At 62.9% G+C, this 25550-nt stretch carries 25 protein-coding genes; 8 read left to right on the plus strand and 17 right to left on the minus strand.

Features of this window, described 5'->3' with window-relative positions; genetic code table 11:
* Positions 1-33 precede the first annotated feature (33 nt).
* The 14 genes from ABR323_RS05560 to ABR323_RS05625 form a co-directional block, all read right to left on the minus strand.
* Positions 34-558 carry a DUF4189 domain-containing protein gene (locus tag ABR323_RS05560; protein WP_439448545.1) on the minus strand — a complete coding sequence of 175 codons (525 nt, stop codon included), beginning with the start codon at positions 556-558 and terminating at the stop codon, positions 34-36.
* A gap of 17 nt (positions 559-575) precedes the next feature.
* On the minus strand, positions 576-1697 hold the full coding sequence (locus tag ABR323_RS05565; protein ID WP_439448546.1) for a type IV secretion system protein: 1122 nt from the start codon (positions 1695-1697) through the stop codon (positions 576-578).
* Between the two features lie 73 nt (positions 1698-1770).
* Positions 1771-2562 (minus strand): hypothetical protein, encoded by a 792-nt coding sequence (locus ABR323_RS05570; RefSeq protein WP_439448547.1) that lies wholly within the window; start codon positions 2560-2562, stop codon positions 1771-1773.
* A 53-nt stretch (positions 2563-2615) separates the two neighbouring features.
* On the minus strand, positions 2616-5060 hold the full coding sequence (locus tag ABR323_RS05575; RefSeq protein WP_439448548.1) for a VirB4 family type IV secretion/conjugal transfer ATPase: 2445 nt from the start codon (positions 5058-5060) through the stop codon (positions 2616-2618).
* Between the two features lie 81 nt (positions 5061-5141).
* Complete coding sequence (locus ABR323_RS05580; RefSeq protein ID WP_080347493.1) at positions 5142-5450, minus strand: type IV secretion system protein VirB3; 309 nt, start codon at positions 5448-5450, stop codon at positions 5142-5144.
* On the minus strand, positions 5443-5850 hold the full coding sequence (locus tag ABR323_RS05585; protein WP_439448549.1) for a TrbC/VirB2 family protein: 408 nt from the start codon (positions 5848-5850) through the stop codon (positions 5443-5445). The genes ABR323_RS05580 and ABR323_RS05585 overlap by 8 nt, the downstream gene beginning before the upstream one ends.
* Before the next feature lie 73 nt (positions 5851-5923).
* Positions 5924-6907, minus strand: coding sequence for a transglycosylase SLT domain-containing protein (locus ABR323_RS05590; RefSeq protein ID WP_439448550.1), 984 nt, complete (start codon positions 6905-6907; stop codon positions 5924-5926).
* Between the two features lie 3 nt (positions 6908-6910).
* The gene (gene virB11, locus ABR323_RS05595; protein WP_135274225.1) at positions 6911-7954 is read right to left on the minus strand and encodes a P-type DNA transfer ATPase VirB11; all 1044 of its coding nucleotides are present in this window, start codon (positions 7952-7954) and stop codon (positions 6911-6913) included.
* A 14-nt stretch (positions 7955-7968) separates the two neighbouring features.
* Positions 7969-9222 (minus strand): TrbI/VirB10 family protein, encoded by a 1254-nt coding sequence (locus ABR323_RS05600; protein ID WP_439448551.1) that lies wholly within the window; start codon positions 9220-9222, stop codon positions 7969-7971.
* The gene (locus ABR323_RS05605; protein WP_135274227.1) at positions 9219-9998 is read right to left on the minus strand and encodes a TrbG/VirB9 family P-type conjugative transfer protein; all 780 of its coding nucleotides are present in this window, start codon (positions 9996-9998) and stop codon (positions 9219-9221) included. Before ABR323_RS05605 ends, ABR323_RS05600 begins: the two co-directional genes overlap by 4 nt.
* A complete protein-coding gene (locus ABR323_RS05610; RefSeq protein ID WP_439448552.1) occupies positions 9995-11050 on the minus strand; it encodes a VirB8/TrbF family protein in 1056 nt (351 codons plus the stop codon). The genes ABR323_RS05605 and ABR323_RS05610 overlap by 4 nt, the downstream gene beginning before the upstream one ends.
* Positions 11051-11139: 89 nt before the next feature.
* On the minus strand, positions 11140-11586 hold the full coding sequence (locus ABR323_RS05615; RefSeq protein ID WP_046986265.1) for a hypothetical protein: 447 nt from the start codon (positions 11584-11586) through the stop codon (positions 11140-11142).
* A gap of 426 nt (positions 11587-12012) precedes the next feature.
* Positions 12013-13692, minus strand: a complete 1680-nt coding sequence (locus tag ABR323_RS05620) for a type IV secretory system conjugative DNA transfer family protein (RefSeq protein WP_439448553.1) — start codon at positions 13690-13692, stop codon at positions 12013-12015.
* 36 nt (positions 13693-13728) lie between these two features.
* On the minus strand, positions 13729-13986 hold the full coding sequence (locus tag ABR323_RS05625; protein WP_135274230.1) for a hypothetical protein: 258 nt from the start codon (positions 13984-13986) through the stop codon (positions 13729-13731).
* A 236-nt stretch (positions 13987-14222) separates the two neighbouring features.
* On the opposite strand from ABR323_RS05625, the gene ABR323_RS05630 reads away from it, so the two are divergent.
* A complete protein-coding gene (locus ABR323_RS05630; protein ID WP_439448554.1) occupies positions 14223-15434 on the plus strand; it encodes an MFS transporter in 1212 nt (403 codons plus the stop codon).
* A gap of 16 nt (positions 15435-15450) precedes the next feature.
* Here ABR323_RS05630 and ABR323_RS05635 read toward each other — a convergent pair whose 3' ends face one another.
* Positions 15451-15930 (minus strand): MerR family transcriptional regulator, encoded by a 480-nt coding sequence (locus ABR323_RS05635; protein ID WP_439448555.1) that lies wholly within the window; start codon positions 15928-15930, stop codon positions 15451-15453.
* A gap of 89 nt (positions 15931-16019) precedes the next feature.
* Between ABR323_RS05635 and ABR323_RS05640 the strand changes: the two genes are divergently transcribed.
* The 4 genes from ABR323_RS05640 to ABR323_RS05655 all read left to right on the plus strand — a co-directional run bounded on the left by ABR323_RS05640 (position 16020) and on the right by ABR323_RS05655 (position 18575).
* Positions 16020-17258: an NADH:flavin oxidoreductase/NADH oxidase family protein gene (locus tag ABR323_RS05640; protein ID WP_439448556.1), complete on the plus strand. Its 1239-nt coding sequence runs from the start codon at positions 16020-16022 to the stop codon at positions 17256-17258.
* A 93-nt stretch (positions 17259-17351) separates the two neighbouring features.
* Positions 17352-17828 carry a hypothetical protein gene (locus tag ABR323_RS05645; RefSeq protein WP_439448557.1) on the plus strand — a complete coding sequence of 159 codons (477 nt, stop codon included), beginning with the start codon at positions 17352-17354 and terminating at the stop codon, positions 17826-17828.
* Between the two features lie 106 nt (positions 17829-17934).
* Positions 17935-18204, plus strand: coding sequence for a hypothetical protein (locus ABR323_RS05650; RefSeq protein ID WP_439448558.1), 270 nt, complete (start codon positions 17935-17937; stop codon positions 18202-18204).
* Between the two features lie 125 nt (positions 18205-18329).
* The gene (locus tag ABR323_RS05655) at positions 18330-18575 is read left to right on the plus strand and encodes a hypothetical protein (RefSeq protein ID WP_439448559.1); all 246 of its coding nucleotides are present in this window, start codon (positions 18330-18332) and stop codon (positions 18573-18575) included.
* Between the two features lie 45 nt (positions 18576-18620).
* Here the strand turns inward: ABR323_RS05655 and ABR323_RS05660 are convergent, their stop codons facing one another.
* Positions 18621-20150: an FAD-dependent monooxygenase gene (locus ABR323_RS05660; protein WP_439448560.1), complete on the minus strand. Its 1530-nt coding sequence runs from the start codon at positions 20148-20150 to the stop codon at positions 18621-18623.
* 82 nt (positions 20151-20232) lie between these two features.
* Here ABR323_RS05660 and ABR323_RS05665 point away from each other — a divergent pair, with 82 nt between their 5' ends.
* From ABR323_RS05665 to ABR323_RS05675, 3 genes are all read left to right on the plus strand, one after another.
* Positions 20233-20871, plus strand: coding sequence for a TetR/AcrR family transcriptional regulator (locus tag ABR323_RS05665; RefSeq protein WP_439448591.1), 639 nt, complete (start codon positions 20233-20235; stop codon positions 20869-20871).
* Positions 20872-21024: 153 nt separating this feature from the next.
* A complete protein-coding gene (locus ABR323_RS05670) occupies positions 21025-22851 on the plus strand; it encodes a hypothetical protein (RefSeq protein ID WP_439448561.1) in 1827 nt (608 codons plus the stop codon).
* A 116-nt stretch (positions 22852-22967) separates the two neighbouring features.
* Entirely contained in the window at positions 22968-25100 is a 2133-nt protein-coding gene (locus tag ABR323_RS05675) for a TonB-dependent siderophore receptor (protein ID WP_439448562.1), read from the plus strand.
* Between the two features lie 56 nt (positions 25101-25156).
* Here the strand turns inward: ABR323_RS05675 and ABR323_RS05680 are convergent, their stop codons facing one another.
* Entirely contained in the window at positions 25157-25438 is a 282-nt protein-coding gene (locus tag ABR323_RS05680) for a hypothetical protein (protein ID WP_439448563.1), read from the minus strand.
* Positions 25439-25550: the final 112 nt, after the last annotated feature.

A 25550-nucleotide genomic window follows, 5' to 3' on the forward strand; every position in this document is an offset into this window, starting at 1 on the left:
CACACCTATACCGCAAAGCCTGCACGACCAAACTCAGAAGTTGTGAAACTCAGGCAGTGAGCATTCCGAGTAGGCCACGGCACAAGCGCCCCCCTGTGCATCCGTACACTTCTCTTTTGCCAACGTTATTGCAGTTGGCTTATCCACCGCAGAAGTGATTGATCCTTTGCCCCGACCAGAGGACGGGACAACATATGCCACGCACTGATTGTAGTAGCTAATGGACACACGGCAATCCCTTGCCCCTTCCGCCTGGCACCGTGTAATCGCTTGCCGCTCCGCGTCCTGCTTTGAGGACTGTCCCATGCTTGTACCAACAAGCGTGGAACTACCGGATTCAGCAATCGCTCCCCAACGCGTCATCCACTCGCCTGCGGGCGCTGCAGGCACATCCACGGACGCACCCGCAGACGCGCCTGGAATTGGGGCACAACCCTGAACCCCCTGTCCGCCAATGGGATAGAAGCCCGGAGGACAATTTCCTTCAGCCCGAGCAGTGCTGCACCAAAAGCTTGCTATAGCCAGGAGGATCACGGCATTCAATTCGCGCATCTGCATACTCCAATTTCTTTCAACTATGCTGTCGCTCCAGCATTTCCGCGCTGGCCCGGCTGGGTAGGTGCGTCAACACCGCTATTGAACCTTGGCATCGCCTGGTGAACAGGAACTTCAGAGTTCACCTGTCTGTTCTCAGGCCGTGGAGCCCCTCCACCGGCCGCACCAGGTGGCTGCCCGCTCGGACCTGGCGAAGTCGGCACAGCGCTACCACCAATCTGCGAATAAGCCATGAAGCTACCCAACGTGCCCTGGAAGAACATCGCGGCCATCGGCGGCGACGTAAGAATCAACGTCGTCAGAATCAGACCCATGCCCCCCTGCTGCAAGGCCATGCTGGACATACCCTCGGTGAAGTTGTCACCCATCAAGGTACCCACCAGCGCCGAACCCCAGAACGACAGCGCGACCTTGGCCACCAACTTCATCGCGATGGCCGTCATCGCCGCGAGCACTGCCATCGAGAACATCGTGCCTATGCCATACATCAACCATTTCTGGAACAACTGCTTCGTCTGATCAAATAGCAGACAGAGAATGAACAGTGGCCCAAGGCCGATGAACAACGCCAGCGCGACTTCGTACAACAGCAGCATCGATCCCGCCGTGACCGCCGGGCCACCGGTCCCCATACCGATGAACCACATCGCCCGGGTCTTGGCACTGTCCAGCGTAACGTCACCCATCACATCAAGTGAATCGACGGAAGAAAGTGCCAGTTGCATGTAGCCGAGGTTCTCGTCGATCAGATCTTCCGGCGAGTCCTTCTTGCCAGTGATGACCTGGGTGATTTCATTCTTTACATCCTTATTCAGGAACGTATGAAGATCACGCCCGAACATCGCCATGGTGGTTGCCACGGAGACAATCAACGCCGCCTTGGCCATATTGGTGACCAGCACCATCATCGAGTCGCGACTGCGCCCCGTCACAATGCGGAAACCTTGGATGAATACCCACAGCGTCATCAGCGTCAGCGCAATGGCGCCGACCCACTTCATCATTCTTCCCAGCAGTTCGACGCCGAAATCCGCGATTTCCTTGTGAAGGTAATCGAGGATCAGTCGAAAGAAAACGAAGTCACCCACCGACGACGACACATGCAGGTTCTGCAGCACGTCCAATGCGTTCATACCGAACATGCCGACTCCTATCCCTAGACCCATGACTTCACCCAATAATTAATGTGCTACCGGACCAAGGTGGCCCTCTACCTCAGTTCGACAGCGCTGCCTTGAGAGCCGCAGCCTTGACGATTGTGCCCACTGGGGACTGCGTGCCTTTCAGCGCGCGCTGGGTCAGCATCTGCTGCATACGCGTGAGCGATTGGATCTGACGATCGTATGCACCGACCTTCTTCTCCCAAGTAGCAAAGTCGGCCTGCATGTAGATGTTAGAAACCGTAGTATTGGTGACAGTCTCTGACAGCGCACCTTCCGTATTGAACAGATCGCGGATGTCCTTGATGCGATCAAGCACTTTGCGCATGTCCGGCATCGTTTTCTGAACCACTTGGACGGTCTCGTTGTACTTCTGGTTTTCCAGCATCTGGATCGCTGCGCAGATGTTCCGCTGCTGCGCGGCGATATCTCCACCCGGATTCATATTCAAGGCCGTAAGGATGCCGGAAAGACTCATGATCGATCCAGCACCGCACCGTTCGGCAACATTCCATTCAGCTGGAACCGGCTTCAGCGTCACCCCGGTCGGCATGAGTGGGGTCGCAATGATCTGATTGAACTTGGCCAGCTTCTGGGCCCAGTTCTGAGTCGTCTCGATGAATCGCTGAGCCTGGGTGCCGTACTCGGCAAACGCCTGCGCTTGACTGGTCAGTGTATTGAACTCCGTCAAGGTGCTGTTGACCGTGTTCAAGCCGACTTCGACGACCGGGACGGTGTAGCCCTTCACCGGGAAGCTGAGCATCGCAGCAAGCGAGAATGCAAGCGTTGCAACGCGAATCTTCGAAGCAGCGCACGGCGTTCTGGTGGCGCGGGTATTGGCATCCATCTTCGTCTCCATCGAGTTCAAGGCAACTGCCTGGGTTACGTTTCGAGTAATCGTCATGCCGCCACCTCACTATTGTTCGCTGACTTCCCCGAACCCTTCCGGTTCTTGTAGAAATCTTCCAGCCATTGCTCGGGCGTGAGTTCGTCCACGGTGATCCGGTTGCGCACTGCGGCGGTCTGCAACACCCGATGCATGACATCGATGTTGTCGGTCGAGGCAGAGATCACGGACAGGATGTCGTCCATGCCACGCAGGTTGAGTTGGCAGACGCTGGAGGCATGGCCCTGCTTGACCAGGAAGCAGCGCGAGCGCTCGTCCAGGGCAGTAACCACCTTGAACTCGGCCTCCGTCAGCTTCAGGCCGTCCATGTAGTCGCTCTTGCTCGCGTTCGGGTTCGGCAGCAGGATCAGCGTGGCCGTCTGTTCGATCAGGGCGGCGGAGATATCGCTCTTCAGCGCATCCTCCGGGCTCTGCGTTGCGAAGATGCCGAGACCGTTCTGCTTACGGATGGTCTTCTGCTTGTTCTTCGCGAATTCCTTCAGGCCACCCTCGCCGTCCAGGATCTTCCAGAACTCGTCCATCACGTAGATGAGCGGACGGCCGTCGATCAACGACTCCAGGCGGTGCAGCAGGTAATTGATGACCGGCACGCGCACTTCTGGGTTGTCGATGATGTCGGTGTAATCGAAACCGATGATGTTGGCCTTGCTCAGGTCAACGGTATCGATCGGATTGTCGAACACCCAGCCCAGCGAATTGCCCGAAGTCCAGCGCCGCATGCGAGCGTAGAGGCCATCGTCACCCATGTTGGGCAGGCTCTTCTGGAAATTGGTCATGCTGCGCAGATGCATCGGAGTATCAAGCATGCTCTCCACCGCGCGATAGATGTCTTCTTCCTCGCGGGCGCTGTACTCACGCTTGCCGGCCAGCACCTTGATCAGGTCGGCCAGGAACTGCACGTTGGCTTCGTTGTTCTCGCACTGGAACGGGTTGAAGCCGGTCGGCGCGCCGTTCTCCAGGGCCAGATAGTTGCCCCCGCAGGCACGCACGAAGATCTCCGCACCGCGATCCTTGTCGAAGAAGAAGATGGTCGGCGACGGCTCATACTTCTGCACCTGGCTGAGCAGGAAGTTGATCAGCGCGGTCTTACCCGTACCGGACTTGCCGATCACCATGGTGTTGGCGATCGCCTTCTCACCCAGCGAGTTCTCCGACGGATGGGTCGCATGGAAATTGAAGTAGTACGGCTGGCCGTTGGTGGTCTGCAGCGTGGTGACGCAGTCGCCCCACGGGTTGTTGTGCTGCTTGCCGGTGGCGAAGTTGTGTAGTGGCGACAGGCCCAGGAAATTCAGCGAGCTGACGTTGGCCAGTCGGGTGCGGTAGCGCCAGTTGCCCGGCAGCTGCGAGTAGAAGGACGAGGTAACCGCCAGGTCTTCCTTGGTCGACACGAAACCGGCATTGGAGAGCTCGGCGCGGGTCGAGGCGACGTTCTGCGAGAGCTTGGCCTGGGTGTCACCGTAGACCGCCATAATGAAGTGGTACTCACCCAGCACAAAGTTGCCCGACGACAGCTGATCCATGGCCTGATCGAGCTCGACGATCTGGCTGACCGCCTTGTCGCCGGAGGAGATCATCATGCCCTTGGTGCGGTCGAGAACCTTCAGCGCATCCTGGCGCCCCATTGGGCTGAACGAATGGGTGATGACGTACTCATAATCCAGGTACTTCAGGCCGTTGAGGATGCCCGGGTAGGTCCCCTCGGCATACTCCTTGATGTTCAGGATGGCGCCGTAGTGATTGGCACCGTTGGGAGTATTGATCGCGAAATCGCCGGTCTTGGCCGAGAACATGTGGCGGCTGACAGGCAGGTAATCCTTGATCGGTGCCGACAGCACCGGCACCGGCTCGTCGATGCGATTGATCAGGTAGCCGAACAGCTCCAGCGTTTCAGAGAACACCACGCCGTTCTTGGCTTCGTACATGCCCAGGCGATACGGCGCGTAGTCGCGGATCACAGCCTCGACGTTGCCGGCGAGCTCCATCAACTTCTCGACCGCCTGCTCCTGCTCGGCGCGCAGCTTGTCCACGTTCGCCGACTTTTCAACGAAGCGCTTACCCGCCACCACCGGGCGGTAGATCATGGTCAGGTACAGCTCGTTCTGCATGATGCGCTGCGAAGACAGCATGCCCATGTACTGGTCGGACACATCCTGGTTGAAGCGCTGCTTGTAGTTGCTCTTGCCCTTCAGCGTGCGGCGGCGACGGATGTCGTGCACCCAGAAGGCGACGTTGACGAAGTCCGGCGCGCGCAGCGTCTGCAGCAGGCGGTTGAACGTATTGTGGCGATGCTCGAGCTCCCACTCCTCGCGGCCGACGAACGGCAGCCCTTCCAGATGCCAGGTCAGCAGGTAGTCGCCGCCCGTGGTCTTGACCACGTTCGGGGCAACATGCGAAGACAACGGAATGAACTCACTGATGGAGGTGTCAGGGCTGAACATACGACTGCTTCCAAAGAGGTACTGCCAAGGAGTTTCAAGAGACCTGGCGGGCGTGGACGCCCGCCAGGCCGGATCCGGACCTCAATCCATTCGGGCCGGCTTGTTGCGGTAGTGATTGGGGTTGAACACCCACATGCCATCGTGCTCCGGCACGTTGCGCACCTTCAGCTTGAACATCAGGCGCAGGCCCAACAGCCGGAAAATCATTTCGTCACGCTTGGCCATGTGCCGCATGATGAAGATCGCCACCGGAATGGTGAGCAGGAACCAGAAGTTCGTGTATACGCTGAGCAGCAACAGCCCGCCCGCCACCATGAAAAATGGCAGGTAGGGCACGCCCAGGAACATCGCTGGGCGTGTGCAACCGCGGAACAGGACGTTCTTATGCACTGTAGTACTGGATGGCGTTGTTGATCAGGTAGTACGTCGTGCCACCACCGGTGCACTTGCCGTCACTGCCCTCGCCCAGCAGCATGCGCGCGATCTGGCCGGCGGCGCCGATCAGGACACCACCGATCAGGATCGGCGCGACGTCACCAATGCGCTTGTGCGCGAAGGCGATCTGGTAGCCGGCGAAAATCACCGCAATGGTCACCACGGCGATCGACGCCATGTTCAGCAGGCCATTGATGTTGGAGAAGAAACCGCAGACCTTCTTGTCGGTACCGCCGAAGTCGGTGTTGTTGGCGAACACCTGCGGGGCGAACAGTGCGCCGACAAAGATCGTGGCCATCAGCAGGGTCTTCAGCGTGCGCTGGGCCTGGACGAGGTCGAGATTGGATCGCTTCATGGATTGATTTCCTTGTTGATGGACTAACACAACTGAATCGACCAGCCGGGGGACTGGCCGTACCACGACTTCGTCAGAACACGAAGGCCGCATCCCCTGCGGGAATCTGCTGAACCGGCGCGGTCTGCACCGGTGAGTTGTACGGATTGGCACCACCGGCTACAGGCTGGTTACGCTCGCTCCAAGGCCGCAGCATCACGGGGCCCTCGTTGCCGACGCCAGCGGCACCGGGCAATTGCTGCGGCATGGCCATTGCCTGCGCGGCACCCTGCTGAGGCAACTGCTGCGGCATGCCAGCGGCCTGTTGCTGCGGATAGGCGGCTCCTTGGGCCGGCTGTGCCTGTGGCTGCATCATGCGGTCCACCGAGCCCAGCACCACCTTGGACAGTGCCTGGTCGGCGATGTTCAGCAGGCTGCCCCGCGCCATCGCACCCGTGGACGGATAGACGACATAGGCGCGAGCCGGGTCTTCCGTCGGCACGTACACCGGGCCACTCGACTGTGCAACGATGCGCGCCTGCGCCGGAGAGGCCAGCTGCGGATGATGTTCGACCTTCACGCTGCGGCGTTCGCCGCGGCTGACGACCTCGATCGGCGCCACGCCATTGCTGGCAAGCTGCTGCCCGCGGCGCATCGAGTCATAGACCTTCTGCACGTAGCCGTGGCGGAACCCTGTCTCGAAATTGCCCGAGTAGTAGCAGCTGAACGATTTGCCCCAGTCGCCGCCGGAGCGCTTGTAGCATTCGGCGAGGATGCGCGAACCCGCCTGCAGGTTCGGGCACTGCTGGAAGGCCTTCTCGTAGGAATCCAGCCCATACTTGCCCAGGTTGTAGCGGTTGACTTGAGCCAGGCCGATGGAGAAGTTGTAGCCCTTCTCCTCCAGCATGCGCACAGTAGCGAGCGCCTCATCCAAGGCCTTCGGCTGGCGTGCCAGCGCACCGCCAACCACGCCGATGGCATAGGGATTGCGTGACGACTCGACGTTGATGACATGCTGCATCACGTCCATCGACACCGCCATCTCCGGGCACGCCATCATTTCCAGTCCTGGCAGCATCCTTCAGCCCTCCTGCCCCTGGGCGCGCCCAGGATTGAAATCGATACCGGTGATGTAGCGCGAACCAGCGTGCGCCTTGATATGCACGACGATGTCGATGGTCATCATCAACAGACGCTTGATCACGTTGAATTCCAGCCCAGAACCCTCGGTGGAGGCCTTTACCATCAGGGCCAGCTGGTCCCACGTCTGCTCTGGGCTGCCCGCATGGCAGCTGGTGATCGAACCTGGATGGCCGGACGCGCAGTTGCGGATGAAGTAGAACGCTTCATCGCCGCGCAGCTCGGCGAGGATGATGCGTTCAGGCTTCATGCGCAGGCACGCTTCCATGCAGCTCTTTGCACTGACATTGCTCGTGCTCTGCCCACCCTTGGAATACAGCAGGTGCACCACATTGGGTTGGGTCAGAAATAGTTCGCGCGCATCCTCGATCGTGACCAGGCGCTCACTGTCCGGGATATGATTGACCAACGCTTTCATGAAGGTGGTCTTGCCGCTACCGGTTGCACCGGATACCACGATGTTCTTGCGGTACATCACCGCGCGACGGAAGAACTCGGCGTACTCGCGCGACTGCCGCAGTTCCAGCAGCTCACGATCCTGTTCGCTGATGCTGCCATCGCTTTCCAGGATCTGGTTGAAGAAGCCGTCTTCGTGATACTGGCTGAGCGACTTCGTGTGCTTGGACGGCAACCGGATGGTGATCGACACCTTGCCCGCGTCACAGGCCGGCGGAATCACGAACTGGGCACGCTGGCCAGTGGGGAATGTGAGTGAAACGACCGGGTCTGCATCGGTGATGCGCTGACCAGTGTTGCTTTCGTTCACCACTGCGGTGCAGAACTGCCGGGCCCGTTCGAAGGTCAGGCCCGGCACATCCACCCGCTGCCACCCCGCCCGGGTTTCCAGATACAGCTCACCGGGACGGTTGATGCAGATTTCCGTCACCTCCGGGGAAGTCATGTACTCGGCGATGCCCAGCACTTCGTACTGATAGCGCAGGAAATCGCTGGAGACGAGGGCAAGGGGTGACACTTCGGCGTCCATGATCGTTCGTTGGGTTACCGGCGGGGGTTCAGCACATTGGTGAAGTCGACGTCCTTGGCGACGTAGACGTTCACGATCGTGCCCTGGTTGATAGTCACCGTCGGAGGACGACGGTTGCTGCTGAGTGCCTCATTGGCCAGTCGCTCCATGGTGCGTGCGGTAGCACTCTCATAGGGCGACTGCACCGTCATGCCGTTGTTGGCAATGGTGGTCGTCTCCGGACCGTGCTCTGCAGCGGCGTACTTGAAGGCATCGGAGATCAGGCTGATCATCAGCGCCGAGGCGATACGACTGCCCCAGTGCGCACTGTATTGACCCGGATGCCCGGCACCGCCCAGTTGATCCACGCCCGGGCTGGACATCGCGACATCGATGCCATTGGGGGTCGTGATGCGATCCCAGATTACCTCCACACGCTTGCCCATCGGACCACCGCCGTAGGCACCATAGATCTTGGAGCCCTTGGGCAGCAGCAGGTTGCGGCCGTTGATCGAGTAAACCGGCTCGGTCAGCAGGCACGAGGTATAGCCTGCGAGATCGGTGATGATGCGGGTTTCCAGCACGCAACGAAGGTAGGTGCCGCGCACCAGCAGCGCATCCGGGCTCTGGATGTAGGTGGCACTGGAAACGTCTTCCACATCCGGCCCACGGCGGATCTTCTGCTGCCCCTGCTGGTTGGGCATCATGTTCGCAAGCAGCGCCTGGCGGGTCTGCTCGTCGATCGCACTGCGCTGCGGTTGCGCGCGATTGCCTGCCGCAAGCGCGGCATCATCCACGCCAGCCATCCGGCGCTCGACCAGCGTCGGCCCACGGGGTTCCATGGCTTCCGGCCGGGATGCGATGGGCACCAGCTTCGGACCTTCGTCCTGCGACATCGGCGGAAGCATTGGAATCGGTTCGGCGGCAGTCGGCGGCGCCTGCGGAGGCGGCGCAACGTCCGGCAGTGTCGGCGTGCTGGCACGTGCGACATCCGGCACCTTCTGCGCGGCGTCATCACCATCCTGGCCCTTGCGGAACAGCAGGAAGCCCATTGCCATCAGCAGCAGCACGATGCCGCCGAGGAACAGCAGCGCCTTGCGGTTCAACCGCTGCTCTTCGGCCGAGCGCAGCTGCGGCGCGGCCGCGTCCAGATCCGGCGCCGGCTCGGCTTGGGCCGTGCCGAAGTACGGGTTCGACTGCGTGTCCGGGGTGCCCTGCGCGCCGTACGGACCCTGGCTCTCGTCGCGTCCGTTGTTCGGGTCGTTTCCGGGAGTGTTCTGCTGGCTCATTTCTTCACGTTCCTTCGCAGGCCGACGACGAAGTCGCCGTGGCGGATGACCAGGTACGGGTGCGTCCCGTGCACGATCAGCGTATTGCCTTCAACCGTGGTGTTGACCACGAAGTCTTCACCGTATTCCGTTTCGCGACCGAAAACCGCCGGGAAGATGCCGGTCTTGTACTCCGGCGAATTCGGTAGTTTCAGGTAGGTGAAACGACCATCGTCATAGGCGTTGACCGGGATCAGCCACCCCATCTTCTTCGCCTTGCTGGTCGAATAGGAGTAGTTGAAGTTGTACTGGCGGTCCTTGGCCAGTTCAGAGCTCAACAATGGCTTGGCCTCTTCCTCGACCGCTTCCTGGGCGACGCCGAACACGGTGTCGTTCGGATAGACAAAGGCGATCTTGTACTGCACGCCTGCACGACGCGCCTGTTCCAGCTGCCGCCAGTCAGTGGCCACCACCTTCAGCTCGAAGATGTAGGAATGAGTCTCGGTGCGCACCATCATGTTGGTGTCGACGTCGACGTTCTTCGGCTTGATGTAGAACACGTTCTCGCGACGGGTCAGCTCCCAGCCGCTGCTGAAGCCGGTGCTGTAGTCGAGGATCTTCTCGTTCGGGCTCAGTTCGATCTGGGTGGTCAGGCCCAGGCCGGTGCGAACCGGATAGATGCGGTCCTTCTCGTACTCGTAATGGTCCACGGCCTGCGCCATCGCCGTTGCTGAAAACAGCAGCGACAGCATCGACAGCAGCGCCAGCGCGCTTCCCCTGATATTTCGACTACTCATCGGTTGCTTGCTCCATCAGCAGTTCCGGTGGAATTGTTCTGCGCCGGCCTCATGGCCGGCTGTCCGGGCATGGCTTGCCCCGGCATTACTTGCCCCTGCACCGGCTGTCCCGGCATGGGTTGCCCCTGTACGGGCTGACCCGGCACCGACTGACCCGGCACCTGGCCGTTGACCGGAGCCGCGACCGGCTGGCCGGTGGCCGGATCGATCATCGTGGCCGCGGCCGGGTTGTTGGGATCGTAGACACCCTGGGCCTGCTGCGCGGCCTGTGCAGCCTGCTGCGCCTGCGCCTGCATGGCGCCGTCATCCGGCACCGGGACGCCACGGGAATAATCGTTGTCGACGCGATACTCGGTGACCTGGAAGGCCAGCGGATTGAGGATGCGGTCCTGCTCGGACAGCGCCAGGTTCTGGTTGTAACCGAAGCGCATCGTCACCAGCTGGTTGTCCAGATAGGTGGCAACGCCAGTGCGCTTGTCCAACAAGCTGCGCTGGATGCGCACCGACGCACCGCGGAAGCTGCCATTCGCTTCGGCGCCCAGCGGCGTGATGCTGAGGATCTTGACCCGGATGGCGCGCTCGCGGCCATACATGACGAACGGATTCTGCGGGTTGTTGCCGGCATAGCGGACACGCATGGACTGCGCGACCGGATCGGTGGACATCACGAACACCAGTTCCCAATCGCGCAGGCCCATCACCGCCGAGTCGTACGACTCGCGTGCCAGCACGTACTGGGCGACGTTGCTGCGATTGATCGCTTCATTGCTGGTGATCGTCTCGCCCTGGAAGGTACCGCTCAGCCGCGCGACGGTGGCGGTACCGGTATAGGCATCGGCCATCACCAGGAACGGCACCTTCTCCTTCAGCGGCAGCATGTAGTAGTAGCCACCCGCCAGTGCGAGCGACATCAGCAGCGAACCCGTGGCGACCCACCAGGCACGGCGCTCGCTGCGACGCGCCATGTCGGCCACGGTGATCTCGTAGCTGACCGCCTTGGCGACCGACTGCTCGACCTTGGGACTGTTGCCGGGATCCTTCTTGCGGAACATGGATTCTTCCGTACTGCTGAAACATCAATGGGCGTGGAGCCCCTGCGACAGGCGCGGGGAGCGGCACGTTCGATGATTTCGATGTGGACTCAGGTGCCGCTGTTGGAATCAGCGCCCTGCGCCGACGCGGTCGGCGTCGCGCCAGCGCTCTGCACAACGATCTGGTTGCCAACGATGGAGACGGAGATTCCCTGCGTCGCATAGGCCGCGGTGAGATCGATCACGGCCTGCTGTGCGTTGGTGGTGTCGATGTTCGAGACCGCGCCATACAGCGTGAAGTCCGAGCTGAGGCGGTAGTCCAGCGTGCGTCCGGAATCCTTGGCCCAGCGCTCCAGCATGGCTTTGAGCGTGCCATCCATCGGCGAAGCCTGGTAGACGTAACTGGAATACAGCGGGATCTCGGTCGTCGCCGCAGCAAAACGGTTGACCGGCTTCCAGCGCCCTCCGAAATCGGGAGCGGACTTGGTGGCACACCCTGCCACCATCAACGCCGCCACTGCGGCGATGGATATTTTCGCGATAAACGCCTGATTCATACGGGCTTCACTTTGACGTACGAAAAAGCAGTCCCGAACACTGGCCCCCTGGTCGTCCGGCGCTGCATGGCGCACGCCGGAATCGGGAAGACGCGCTGGCTTGCAGCACACCTGCCCCGGCTCCCCTGCAGCCCGAAAGCTGCCAACCAGGTGGCGGGGCCGCCAGACTTCGCCGACGACACACCCGCACCCATCACCAACGTCGAAACCATCCTTGTTTCCATGGCACAAACTCCTGGCCACCCTGCGTTACAACTTCTGTCATCCAACACACACTTCTGGATGACGAACACAGAGTTACACAACCACGCGTCAATTCCATGTCAGACAAGTCTGAATTTCTATGAACAGATGATGTTTTTTTGACTTGGCTCACGAATTCACGTCAATGAATGTGAACCAACGTCACAAATTCAGCGTCGTGAATTAGACGTTAAGCATCGGAACATCCACCTTCGGCATCAGCCTCGATGTGAAATAGCGATCCTTGTAATAGCGGATCTTGTCGCACTTCACCGGATGCGGTATGCCCTCATACAGGAACACCTCCTTGTCCGGCCCCATCGCCTTCAGCTCCTGCGGCAGCATCAGTGCGCGCCGCTCTTCGGTGAAGCTGTGGGTCTTCTCACGGGCATGGGTGACGTTTTTCTTGCGGATGGTGGTGTAGCCCAGCATGTCCGAGTAGTCGTTGGCGTCCTGCTGCTCGCGTGGTGCATACAGGATCTGCAGCGCGTGGTTGGTGATGATGGTGCGCGACACTTCCCGGCCATAGGTGGCATCAAGCTGGGACATGCTCTGGATGATCGGCAGCAGGCGGATGTTGTAGCCGGCCATGTAAGACACCGCCGAGGCGATGATCTCGACCTTGCCGATCGAAGTGAATTCGTCCATCAACAGCAGGCACTGGTACTTCAGGTCCGGGTTGGACTTGGGCAGTTCCTTGGTATTGAGATTGATCAGCTGGCTGAAGAACAGGTTGATGATCAATCGACTCTCGGCCAGTTTGTTGGGCTGGATCCCGATGTAGATGGTCATCTTCTTCTTGCGGACATCGGTCAGCAGGAAGTCGTTGCTGCTGGTGGCCTTGTCCAGCACGGGGTTGATCCAGGCGTTGAGCGGCTCCTTGAAGGTACCCATGATGGAGGCGAAGGTCTCATCAGCCTGCGACAGCATGTTGGCAAACGCCGAGCGCGCGTTGGAACTGAGGAATGACCGCTCCGACAAGGCTTTGAGGTACTTCTTCAGATCGCTGCCATCACCCGATGACAACCGGTAGACAGCGCCCAGGGTGGGCGTGCCCGAGCCACCCGGGAAGCCGCTGTTGCGCTCGTCGTCCCAGTTCTCGAACAGATACAGGGTGAAGGCCATGAACGCATTGCGCGCCTGGCTGACCCAGAATTTCTGGTCCTCGGCGCCGTCCGGGTACAGCATCGCGGCGATGCTCATCAGGTCCGACACCCGGAACGCCGGGTCATCGGAGACGTAGCTGAGCGGATTCCAACGATGCGTGCGGCGGTCTTCGGCAAAGGGATTGAACAGGTAGATCTCCTGGCCCTGGCTGGCGCGCCAGCCGCTGGTGAGGTCGAAGTTCTCCTGTTTGATGTCCAGCACCACCAGCGATTCGCCGTACTCCAGCAGGTTCGGAATGACCACGCCCACGCCCTTGCCGGAGCGGGTCGGCGCGGCCAGGATCACGAACTGCTGACCGTCCAGCCGCACCAGCTTGCCGCCATGGCTGCCGACAACGATGCTCTGGCCGGTCTTCTTGAACATGCCATGCCTGGACAGGTCGGCGCTGGTGGCAAAGCGTGCATCACCGTGCAGCGAGCGCTTGTCCTTCTTCAGCAGCAACACCAGGCCGGTGACCAGCAGTACCAGCAGCGGCAGGCCGAAACCCAGATAGCCGGCCCACTTGATCTTGCCCACGAACGGCGCGACCTGCGGCTGGCCCAGGGCGTTGAAGTACTGGTAGTAGGTGTTCCAGGTGAACAGCTTGGTATCCAGGCCCAGCAACAACAGCGTCAGGTAGCCGGAAAAAACGAAACCAAGCAGCAGGGTCGCCAGCGTGATGATGGCGATGAGCAGATACTTCTTACTGGGCAACACCCGAATCCTCCATGATGCGCACGAGGGCGCGACGGCCTAGCGGCGGCGCCAGCGCGACGCCTTCTTCCGCAGGTGGTTTTCGTTCTCCAGCCCGGGCTCTTCACCCTCTTCACGCACCCGTTGCAACAGCAGTTGGCGCGCTTCGGCCAGCGACATCAGGTCGGTCAGACGATCCCCATCGTCGGCTACGACCGCATGGCCGACCACATCGCCCGGAGCGTACACCGGCGCGTAGGACACCGCTACCAGCTGATAGCGGCCGCGCGTCTCGAGCACATGCCTGAATTCCTGCATCAACATTCTCCTTGTTGTGGCACTCCAACAGCCCCTGCATCTCGCATCATGCCGTGCCGCCTGTCGTCGTCACATGCAGAACGCCAACAACACTGCATCGCACCTGCTGCAGCGCCAAGCCCCTGCTCGTCCTACCGCAATCCCATCGATCAAACACTGATTTACCCCCAGCATGGCTGCTCCTGCTGCGGTGCAGCAGTACAATGCCTGGCTTCCCGCCCCCATCGCGCCCCCGCATGAGCCCCAACTCTTCCCTGGCTGCGCGGCTGACGCCCCGTCAGCGCACCTTGATCATCCTTGCCCTGTCACTGGGCGGCTTCGCCATCGGCACCAGTGAATTCGCCAGCATGGGCCTGATGCTGGAGATCAGCCGCGGCCTGTCGATTTCCGAAACCCAGGTCGGTCACCTGATCAGCGCCTACGCCATCGGCGTGGTGGTCGGCGCGCCGATCCTCGCTTTCGTCGGCGCCAGCTTCCCTCGCCGCAAGCTGCTGCTGGCGCTGATGGGCTTCTACGCCGTCGGCAACCTGGCCAGCGCCCTGGCCCCGAACTACGGCACGATGCTGATCGCGCGTTTCGTTGCCGGCCTGCCGCATGGCGCCTACTTCGGCGTGGCGATGCTGGTGGCCGCCGCAATCAGTCCGGCCGGCCAGCGCGGCCAGGCGATGTCGCGGGTGCTGCTGGGCCTGTCGATTGCGATCCTGGTCGGCAATCCGCTCACCACCTGGCTGGGCCAGCAGCTGAGCTGGCGCACCGCCTTCGCCCTGGTCAGCCTGCTGGCCATCGCCACCGTGGCGATGATCGCGCGCTTTCTGCTGCCCGATCCGGACGAGGTGCGCACCTCGCCGATGCGTGAACTGCGTGCCTTCAACACCACCCAGGTGTGGCTGGCACTGGCAATCGGCGCCGTTGGCTTCGCCGGCATGTTCTGCGTGTTCACCTACCTGGCACCGACCCTGGTGCAGGTCACCGGCGTGGCCGAATCGTGGATGCCGCTGGCCGTGGGCGTGTTCGGCATCGGCGCGATCATCGGCAACATCGCCGGTGGCTGGCTGGTGGACAAGTTCCACTTCAAGGCCGCTGCGGTGGTACTGCTCTGGTCGATCGTGATGCTGCTGCTGTATCCGCTGGCCGCGCAATCGGTGTGGACCATCGGCCCGATGATCATCACCGTCGGCACCATGGGCGCGCTGGCGGCGGTGCTGCAGACGCGCCTGATGGACGTGGCCGGCGAAGCGCAGACGCTGGCCGCCGCCTCCAACCATGCCGCCTTCAATACCGCCAATGCCCTCGGCCCGTGGCTGGGCGGCATGGCGATCAGTGCCGGCTTCAGCCCGGCCAGCACCGGCTATGTCGGTGCGGCCACCGCCATCGGCGGCCTGCTGTTGTGGTGCGTGGCGGTAATGCTGGACAAGAAGCGCAAGGCCGTCGCTGCCGGCAGCCACTGACCATCGCGCCGGATCGTCAGCTGCTGCCCGCGCGGCGGCGGCGATCCGGACGCAGCAACGCGGTATCGCCGGCCGCCAGGGTCGGCTGTGCCAACTCACCGCGCTGCACGCGGTCCAGCACCCGCCGCGAATTGGCTGCACAGTCGATGCCGTCCGGCCGCGCCTGGATGTCCTCGATCAGCGCCAGCAGGTGCGCCCGGCTCTGCGACAGCCGCAACTGCAGCGCTTCGATGTCGGCCACCTTCTGCTGCAGCATCATGATCAACGCGTCGTGCTGCCACTGGCCCATGTCCGGTGGCAGCAAGGCGCGTATCTCCTCCAGGCTGAAGCCGGCGCGCTGCGCGCCGGTGATCAACTCCAGCAGCAGCACCGCCTGCTCCGGGTAGTCGCGATAGCCGTTGGCCTGGCGCTGCACCACCAGCAGCCCCGCATCCTCATAGAAGCGGATGCGCGACGCGGCAAGGCCAGTGCGCCTGGCCAGCTCACCGATCTTCATCTGTATGAATCCTCGACATCGGAGCCTGTTGACCTTCAACAAAACTTGAAGGTTAGCGTAGCGCCATTCCCCTGTCCTGGAGCTGTCCGATGTCGCTGTTCTCCCCCCTGGCACTGCCCTCCGGTGCCGTCATCCGCAACCGCATCGCCAAGGCGGCGATGGAGGAAAACATGGCCGACGCCGACCACGCGCCCTCCGAAGCGCTGCTGCAGTTGTACCAGCGCTGGGCCGACGGCGGCGCCGGACTGATCATCACCGGCAACGTCATGGTCGATGGGCGCGCCATGACCGGGCCGGGCGGCGTAGTACTGGAAGACGACCGCCACCTCGACCGCTTCACCGCCTGGGCGGACACTGCCCGCTCGCGGGGCGTGCAGATGTGGATGCAGATCAACCACCCCGGGCGGCAGATGCCGTCCGCGCTCGGCCAACCCGCACTCGCGCCGTCAGCCGTCGCATTGCAGATGGGCGCGCTGTCCAAGCAGTTCGCGCCGCCGAGGGCGATGACCGAGGACGACATCGACTCGGTGATCGCACGCTTCATCCGCAGTGCCGAGCTGGCCGAGCGTGCCGGCTTCAACGGAGTGGAGATCCATGCCGCGCACGGCTACCTGATCAGCCAGTTCCTGTCGCCGCTTTCGAACCGCCGCGACGACCGCTGGGGTGGCAGCCTGCACAACCGTGCGCGCCTGCTGCTGGAGATCGTGCAGGGTGTGCGCGCGGCCGTGGCACCCACGTTCGTGGTGGCCGTAAAGCTCAACTCCGCTGACTTCCAACGGGGTGGGTTCTCGCCCGAGGATGCGCGTGCAGTGGTGGAGATGCTGGCGCCGCTTGGCGTGGATCTGGTCGAATTGTCCGGCGGCAGCTATGAAGCCCCCGCCATGACTGGCGTCGCACGCGACCAACGCAGCATGGCCCGCGAAGCGTACTTCCTCGAATTCGCACGCGAGATCGCCACGGTGGCAACGATGCCGCTGATGGTCACCGGTGGCGTCCGCCGCCGCGAAGTGGCAGAGCAGGTGCTGGCCAGCGGCGTGGGCATGGTCGGCATCGCCACTGCGCTGGCGATCGAGCCGGATCTGCCACAGCACTGGCAACAGGGCCGCGACCCGGTGCCGACACTGCGCGACATCAGCTGGCGCAGCAAGCCGCTGGCGGCCAGTGCGCACATGGCTGCGGTGAAGTACCAGCTGGGCCGTCTGAGCCGGCGCCGCCCCACCGCACCCGGTGTCTCACCGGTGTGGGCACTGCTGCTGGCACAGGCAGCCGGCAAGTGCCGTACCCGCCGCTACCGGCGCTGGATCGGTGCACGCACCATCGCATACTGAGCCTCGCGGTCTTCTCATCGCCGCAGCGATGCTCCACCATCTGCAGGATCGGCGGCAGTCCGCCGCCGGTCGCAGCATGGAGATGGAACCCAGGTGGCAGCAGGATCGACAAAAAACCGCGAGAAGCTGCTCGACGACCTGCTCTCGCTGGGCCGCAACTGGGCACTTGCCATCGCCATCGCCGGTGCCGGGGCGGCCGTCCACTACAACGAATCAGTCTACGAGGCAGGGCTCTGGCGAGGGCTGCTGCCCACACTCTGCTTCCTGGTAGCGATCATCTGGATCGTGCTCAGCATCATCCGCTTCGACCTGACCATCCAGCAGCACTTCGAGCGCAAGCTGTCGCGCTGGCTCAGCCGTCTGCTGTATGTCGCGCTGCTCGGCACTGGCTTCACCGCGGTGTTCTTCGTGACCGAGCTGGCGTCCAACAACCACATCGCGCGGCTATGCGACTCGGTGGCCAACGAACCCGGCAGCCGCATCCACAAGTCCGCAGAGTGCCAACGCCTGTACCAGCATCGGGCGGCGTACCGGCTGCGGCTGGAATCTGCCGAGGGTGAGTTCGACTGAGTGCCGGTTGCCGCAGGCACATGGCGCACGTGAAGTACACGCGGCGTGGATATGCGGTCGGGCACAGTACCTGCGCCGCCCCTTCCATATGACGCATCCGGCCAGCATGCTTCGCCACCCTACCCCCGCCCGCCATGATGTCGTTGCCCTTCAGGCAGGCGTGCTCGGCAGCGTGCTGGGCATGGCCCTGCTCAAGGCGATCGCGTTGTCGACGCTGGCGACCGGATCGCTGATGGTGATCGGGCTGTGGCTGTTGGCCTGCGCGCTGCTGGGCGCCTGGTCGCTGGCCGCCTGTCTGGCCTGCCTTGCGCTGAGCCGGCGCGTGTTCGTGCTGATGCTGCTGCTGTGCATGGTGCTGATGATCTGTGCCGCCTGATCCCAGCAGGGCGCGGACTATCGCGCATCTGTTACAGAATAACAAGTGTGGTTGGTCGGCTTGTGCGTGCCCGGTGTCACGGATTTGAATTCCATGGCCAGCCCGGCACCACCCGAGACCTCCGCATGAACCTGCAGCCCCTGCTCCGCGCCTCCCTCACCGCTTTTGCCCTGGCCTCGCTCAGTGCCTGTGCCACCTATGACGACAGCAACATGCATCAGGCCTGCCAGGAGTCGCCGCATCTGAAGGATCTGCCGCGCGAAGTGGCTGCCCGCGAGAGCCGCTGCAACAAGAGCATGGAAGTGTGGTCGAGCGAGCGCAAGGGCAGTGACAGGCCGATTGACCTGAGCGGCAAGAAGAAGGATCTGTAACCGCGCCAGGCGCAGCCTACATCGGCTGCGCCTTTGCGTTGCGCGTCAGTCTGCCTTTGGCAGTGCGAACCAGCGCTGCAACGCCAGGCCCAACCCGGCCTCGTCGCCTCCCGCATCGCAGGCCCAGGCCACGATGCCATCTGGACGCACAAGCAGCGCGCCCAGGCCCAACGCATGGTCCACCGCCGAGGTGACGCTGGTGAAGTGCTGTTGCCAGCGGTCGACGACGTCGCGCAACGCGCAGTTCTCATCGAGCATGAGCAACACCCCCTGCCCCGTCCTCAACACTTCCCCCATGCGGCGACCATCGGCCAGCAGGAAGTCTGGCACGCTGCGACCGACCAATGGATGGCCGCCGCCCAGATCAAGCTGCTGCGAAACGCCCCAGACCCGCTCGGCCAGATAGGTGCCGCCATCGCGGGTATCGGCCAGATCCGCCATGACCGCCGCCAGCGCGCGCGAACCGGCTCCGGGACGCATCAGCACAACCTGCGCCCGTGACCAGTCCAGTACTGTGGCGCCAATCGGATGGCGCTCCAAGTGATAGCTGTCGAGTAGTGCCTCGTCGGCTTCGCCGCGTACCACCCTGGCCAACTTCCAACCGAGGTTCATCGCATCGCCGATGCCCAGATTCAGGCCCTGCCCTCCCAACGGTGAATGCACATGCGCGGCGTCACCTGCCAGCAGTACGTGACCGTTGCGATAGGCGCTGGACTGGCGTGCACCATCGGTCCAGGTACTGTGCAGATGCAGCGCGGTGATGGTCGCATCGCGAGCAGACACACGCCGCAGCAGTGACTGCGCTTCGGCCAGGTCGAGCGGCTTTCGATGTCCGGCACCGCCATCGAAATCGGCAAGCGCCAGGACACCCGGCGGATTGAAGTTGCACATGCCCTGCGCGGTGTACTGACGGCCCGGCGTCAGTACACCGGGATCTTCCAGCTCGACCAGCAGCGAGTGACCGGTGAACTCCGGATCCGTGCCAGCAAAGCTGAAACCGCACTGTTTGCGCACGGTACTGCGGCCACCGTCGCAGCCCACCAGCCAACGACCACGAACCACTCCAGCAGCGGTCTCGACGACCACTTCGGTCGCACCAGCGCGCACGGCCTGCACAGCGCGGCCGCGCTCGATGCACACGCCCAGCGCGATCGCTCGCTGGGCCAGCACAGCTTCCAGCGCCTGCAGCTCCACCGCCATCTGGGTGCCCACCGGCGTCGGCAGGCGCCAGGTCCAGCGCGTGCGGTCCACGTCGTCCAACGCAAACGGAATGCCGGCGAAGTGGCCCCCAAGCGGCCGCGGTTGCGCCAGCCAATGGGCCGTGCCGGGCGGCGGCGGCCCCTTGTCCGGCTTCAGCACCTGCGTGGCGGCGACCGCATCGAGCAGACCCCGCCTGTCCAGCGCTTCCAGGGTGGGCGCGTTCAAGCCGCGCAGCCCGAATGGCAAACGCTTCAACGGTGAATCAGCGGACTCGGCCTGTTCCAGCACAAGCACCGAACACCCGGCCTGGGCCAGTTCGCAGGACAGGAACAGGCCGACCGGGCCAGCACCGGCAATGACGACGTCGTACAGCATGGGGATTCCTTGTGAGCACCGGGTCGGCGCTCTGGCGGCTCAACTGTTACACTCGGTGTACGTTTTCACAAGTGAGCCGCTCATGACCCCGCCCCCAGGCCGCCGCGAACAACGCAAGGCCGAGACCCGGCAAGCGATTTCGGACGTCGCCACGGAGCTGATCATCCGGCGCGGCTTCGAAGCCGTATCGATGTCCGAGATCGCCGAGGCCGCAGGTGTCTCACGCAAAACGGTCTTCAACTACTTCGCGAGCAAGGAAGACCTGGTGTTTGACCGCGACGAGGAGGCCCGGGATCTACTGCGCGAGGGAATGCTGGCGCGCCGCAGCATGCCCCCACTGGCGGCCTTCCAGTCGCTGGTGCAGGAACTTCTGGAGAGTGGCCACCCCCTGCTGCGGATCAACACAGGCGCGGCGGCCTTCTGGCTGACCGTCGCCGAAAGCCCCGTACTTGCAGGCCGCGCACGGGAGCTGCAGGCCCTGCTCATCGCAGACCTTGCATGCTTGATGGCAGATGCCATCGGGGCCGACCCCGCCGACGCACCGGCACAACTGGGTGCATCGATGCTGATCGCAGCGCTGGTGGTGGCCTATGCCGATGCACTGCGTGCCTTCAACAAAGGCAACGATTCCACGCCGGCATTCACTGCAACCTGGCAGCGCGGCAGCATGGGCGTGCGCGCTGCGCTCAGCGGGACCGCCTACACCGCACGCGACCAGTAACCAGCCCGCAACGATCATTGAATCCACCGCATCGGCGGTCACGACCAGCATCGATTGCCCCGATCATTCCCGCTTGCCGGCCTCTACGGTGAAGCCACTGTTGCGTCAGGCCCCACCTCGCGCAGCACCCTGTCTTCCCGCAGAGGCCAAGCCATGAAAGAGACACCTGAGCAAGCCGACTGGCGCCGCCAGATCAGCGGCGACCTGACCAAGAAGATCAACAGCGCGCAGACCTACCCGGACATCCGCAACGCCGTCATCAGAGCGCTGGCCGACATCGACGGGAAACTGCATGCCCTGTCTGACGGCGTGCGCACCAAGTACCTGCTCCGCCAGGACATGCCGTTGGTGCATTTCTACATCAAGGGCGGCAATGCCTTCGCCGCACGCATGGACATGTTGCAGAACCACAACGAACACCTTTTCACCTCGGGTGACTCGGACTGGGATACGCAGATCGTGATCGATCCTTGGCTGCCAGGCGCGGTGCAGAACGAACTGCATGCCTTGATCGAAGATCTGGTGGTGGAAGAACTCACCATTGCCGGCCAGAACGTCGCACTCCTGATCGATCAGCTCGCAGCACAGAATGCGGCGTATCCGCTGCAGCCCCTTCCCAGGCCGCCGCAGCCCGCCGCATCGCCGCTGGAACCGACGCCTCAGCCATTGCCCCTCCCTCCAGGCCAGCCCGCGAACGTCACCTGGCGTGCCACCTGCGATCCCACCCAGGCACTGCGCCGTGTCTACAGCCGCGACACCACCGGGCTCACCCTTGACACCCGGCGTGACCTCACATCGCCGGGACGTGCAGCTCCGCCGGGCATCATCCTCAACGACGCCATCCGGCCCTTCATCCTTTACCGGATGGGTTACACCTGGCATGCCGAGCTGATCACCGCGCCGCCGAATCCACCTCAGACGGCACCCGCTACGCCCCGACCGATCCTGATGGAACTGATCGACGTCAGCCTGCCGCGCCGGAACTCGATCGAGGCGGTCACCGTCTGGTCGGAAATCGACCGCGGAAAACTGGTGATCGGCACCGATGGTGGGGCCCAGGATCCGGTCCGTCTGCCACTACCGGACATGGACTACCACCTGCGCGAGAACCTGGTGATGCTGTGTGAGATCGCCGTCGACCCCAACCGCCCCAGCGCGCGCAAGCGACACAAGCGGGTGGCGCGCGTAAACGAGATCTACACCCTGTACGCGGGCCAGGACCGTCTGGCGCAGTTCAAGAAGGTAGTCGACAGCATGGCCGGTGAAGAGGCCTCCGCCAACGCCAATGCGTCTGCCGACCAGCAGATCAATGGACTGACAGCGATCGTGCAGCGACGCATGCAGGACGCCAACGCCAGCTATGTGCAGAACAATCCAGCACCGGCGGTACTTCAGCGGATTGCCCAGGGACGCCAACGCGCACTGACCATCTTCGAGCTGCTCAAACAGTCCTTCACCGCCCCCGTCGATCCCTCCGCCATGTTCAGTGACGATCTGGTCCTGGTGCAGAGCCTGAAACAGAGCCCCTATCTGGATGTGCCACAGGTTCCGTTTACCGGCGTCGATGTTGCGTTCATGGTGCGCGTCGACCAGAAGACACAGATGGCATTCGATAAATGGGATTTCGCCCGGAAGCTGCAGGCGGTACTGCCCAAGGGAACCAAGGTCAGCGTGCGCAGCCACGCCTACAACACCCGGCGCGGCGGCAGCCTCAGTTATGAAGTCACTCTGGTAGTGCTGACCACCAACGCGGAACTGAAGGAGAACAAGCGCGCGCTGGCCTTCATCACGCTCACCTCCGCCACCGAGATGGAGGCGCCTGGGCGACCGAGCCCGAACGACCCGACCGTGCGCTATGCCTCGCTCCAGGCCATCGATGGGCAACGCAAGGCCGCTGCGGCCCTGCTGCACGATTTCGTGCTGCAACAACAACTTGGAAAGCAGCACGATGCCATCAGCGAGTTGCTGACACCGACGTGAGATGCGCGCTCCCGGCGCTGCCCGCCCTGACCGGGCGGGCAGCGCCTGATCGGCGAAGCGGCACGATGACAATGCAAATGATATTCTTTCTCATTTGAAATCCATATTGTCGCCCCATGGCCCTCCCATCGCCCCGTAGGCTCCCCCTTTGCGCCGCTCTGGCCATTGCCCTGACACCTCCCGCCCATGCGGCGGATGGCCCGCCGAAGGAGCTGGATGCCGTCGAAGTGCGCGGCCGCGCACAGACGCTGTACCGCGTGGACGACGCCGCCGTCGGTACCCGCACCGATACCCCGTTGCAGCTGGTGCCCCAGTCGATCCAGGTGGTGCCGCGCGAGTTGATCGACGACCAGGCCGCCCGCCAGGTAACCGACCTGTACCGGAGCATCAGCGGCATCAGCTTCTTCAGCTACGCTGGCGTGACCCTGCGCGGCTTCCGACAGGAAAACGTGCTCTATGACGGCCTGCGGGGTGATCCCTATGCCGGTTTTTCGGTGCCGCAACTGTTCAACATCGAGCGCGTGGAGGTACTGAAAGGCCCGGCCGGTGCGTTGTATGGCGGCGGTGATGCGGGCGGTGTCATCAACTACGTGACGCGCAAACCCAAGGCCACCGCCGAACGCCGTATCGAGATGCAGCTGGGGGACAAGGATTTCCGTGCCGGCTCGATCGAAGGCACCGGGCCGTTGAACGCCGCCGGCAGCGTGCGCTATCGCGCCGGGCTCTATGCCGACAGCGAGCAGGGCGTGCGCTGGAACACCGACAGTGAGAGCGTGATCGGTGATGCTTCGCTGGCCTTTGACGTCGGCCAGACCGGCGAACTGGTGCTGCAGTTCACCGATATCACCCAGAACCTTGGGGGTAACCGCCTGCGCGGCGTGCCGGTCAACGATGCCGGCACCTTCCTCACCGACCGGCGCTGGAACCACAACGAAGCCAGCGACTTCCTCGATATGCGCGCCAAGGTGGCGCTGGCGCAGTACCGTTTCGCGCCGGGCGACAATCTGGACGTGGACGTCGCCGCGCGATGGTTCAGCAACAACGAACACCAGATGTACCACGAGCCGATGGGGCTGATCGATCGCGATCGTGATGGTGTTGCCGAATGGATGACCCGCCAGCTGCGCAACCAGATCCGCGACAACAAGGCATTCACCGCCAATGGCAATGCCGTGTGGCGCGTAACCACCGGCGCGGTGGAGCACAAGGTGCTGTTCGGCGCGGATGTGTACCAGCTGGATGCGGATTTCACTGCACAGACCGCCAACAGCGCTGATCTTGCGCGTGGCGCCGGGCCGGTGCGCGGCATCGATCTGTTCAATCCCGTGTACGGCGCCAGCACCTGGCACGACTACAACCTGGCTGCCCTGCCCTGGCGCAGCACTTCAACCCGCAGCAAACGCTACGGCGCCTATCTGCAGGACGAACTGGCGCTGACCGCACGCTGGCACGTGCTGGCCGGGTTGCGCTGGGACGGCTTCAAGGACAACGACCGGATTGCCGGCAGCAGCGTCGATGGCAACGACCTCAGCTGGCGGCTGGGCAGCACGTTCACTGTACGCGATGGCCTGAATGTCTACGCCAACGTCGCCAGCGGCTTCGTACCGCAGAGTGCGGCCAACCAGAATCCGGCCGCAGGTGGCCCGTTCGATGCCGAGCGCAGCAAGCAGTGGGAAGTGGGCATGAAGTCGCTGCTGGCTGACCGCGTGACCTTGAATCTGGCGGCCTACCGCATCGACCGCAGCAACATCGTGCAGGCGACCGGAGAGGTGATCAGTGGCGTGAACCAGCTGGCCGCGCTGGGCCTGGTCCGCAGCACCGGCATGGAGCTGGACCTGCTGGCCGACGTGACCGAGCGTTGGGTGCTGAACCTGACCTACGCCTACAACGATGCGCGGGTGAAGGACGCCGGCCCGAACGGCATCACCAATGCCTCTGGCGACCGTTTTGCCAATGCACCGCGCAACAAGCTGGGCCTGTGGACACGCTACGAGCTGCCAGCGATCAACTCCGCCATTGGCTTCGGGGCAGACCATGTGGGCGAGCGCGTCAGTCTGGACGGGCAAACGGTGAAGGCCTATACCGTGTTCGACATGAGCTGGAAGACCACGTGGAAGCAGTGGCAGTTCCAGGCCAACGTGAAGAACCTGTTTGACAAGGTGTACGCGGCCAGCGGCTTCATCGAGCGCAACGGGCACTTCCCGGGCGAGCCACGCCGGGTGTATGTGCAGGCGGCTTACAGCTTCTGACGCAGGGCTGCGGGCTGTGACAACGGGGAGGTGGCAACCCACCTCCCCTGTTGGCCTCAGTGCGAGCAGGCCACCAGCATCGAGCGGGTGGCCATCTGGGTGGAGGTGAAGCCGTTCTTGTTCCCCACGGCAATGGCATTGCCGTCGTCGCCATCCTTGCTGAAGACAACATAGCCACCCGGGCACATCTGCCCGGCCTTCTCGTAGCAGCCACTCCAGGAACTGGAGCCACTGCAGTCGATGGCAACGCCGCGTCGGCCATCGGGGGTAACGGTCATCTTGGCGGTGGTGCAGCCACTCAGCGCGGCCACGAACAACAACGGAACGAACAACTTCATGGGTACTCCAGGGATTGGGGATCGGCAAGAGGGCGCCAAGGCTGGAGTGCCCGGATTGCGCGAACCTTGCGCCGATGCCCCTCTTCATGGCGCGTCACAGCCTCACCGGGCA

Source organism: Stenotrophomonas sp. ATs4 (assembly GCF_051861585.1).
GTDB lineage: Bacteria > Pseudomonadota > Gammaproteobacteria > Xanthomonadales > Xanthomonadaceae > Stenotrophomonas > Stenotrophomonas maltophilia_AS.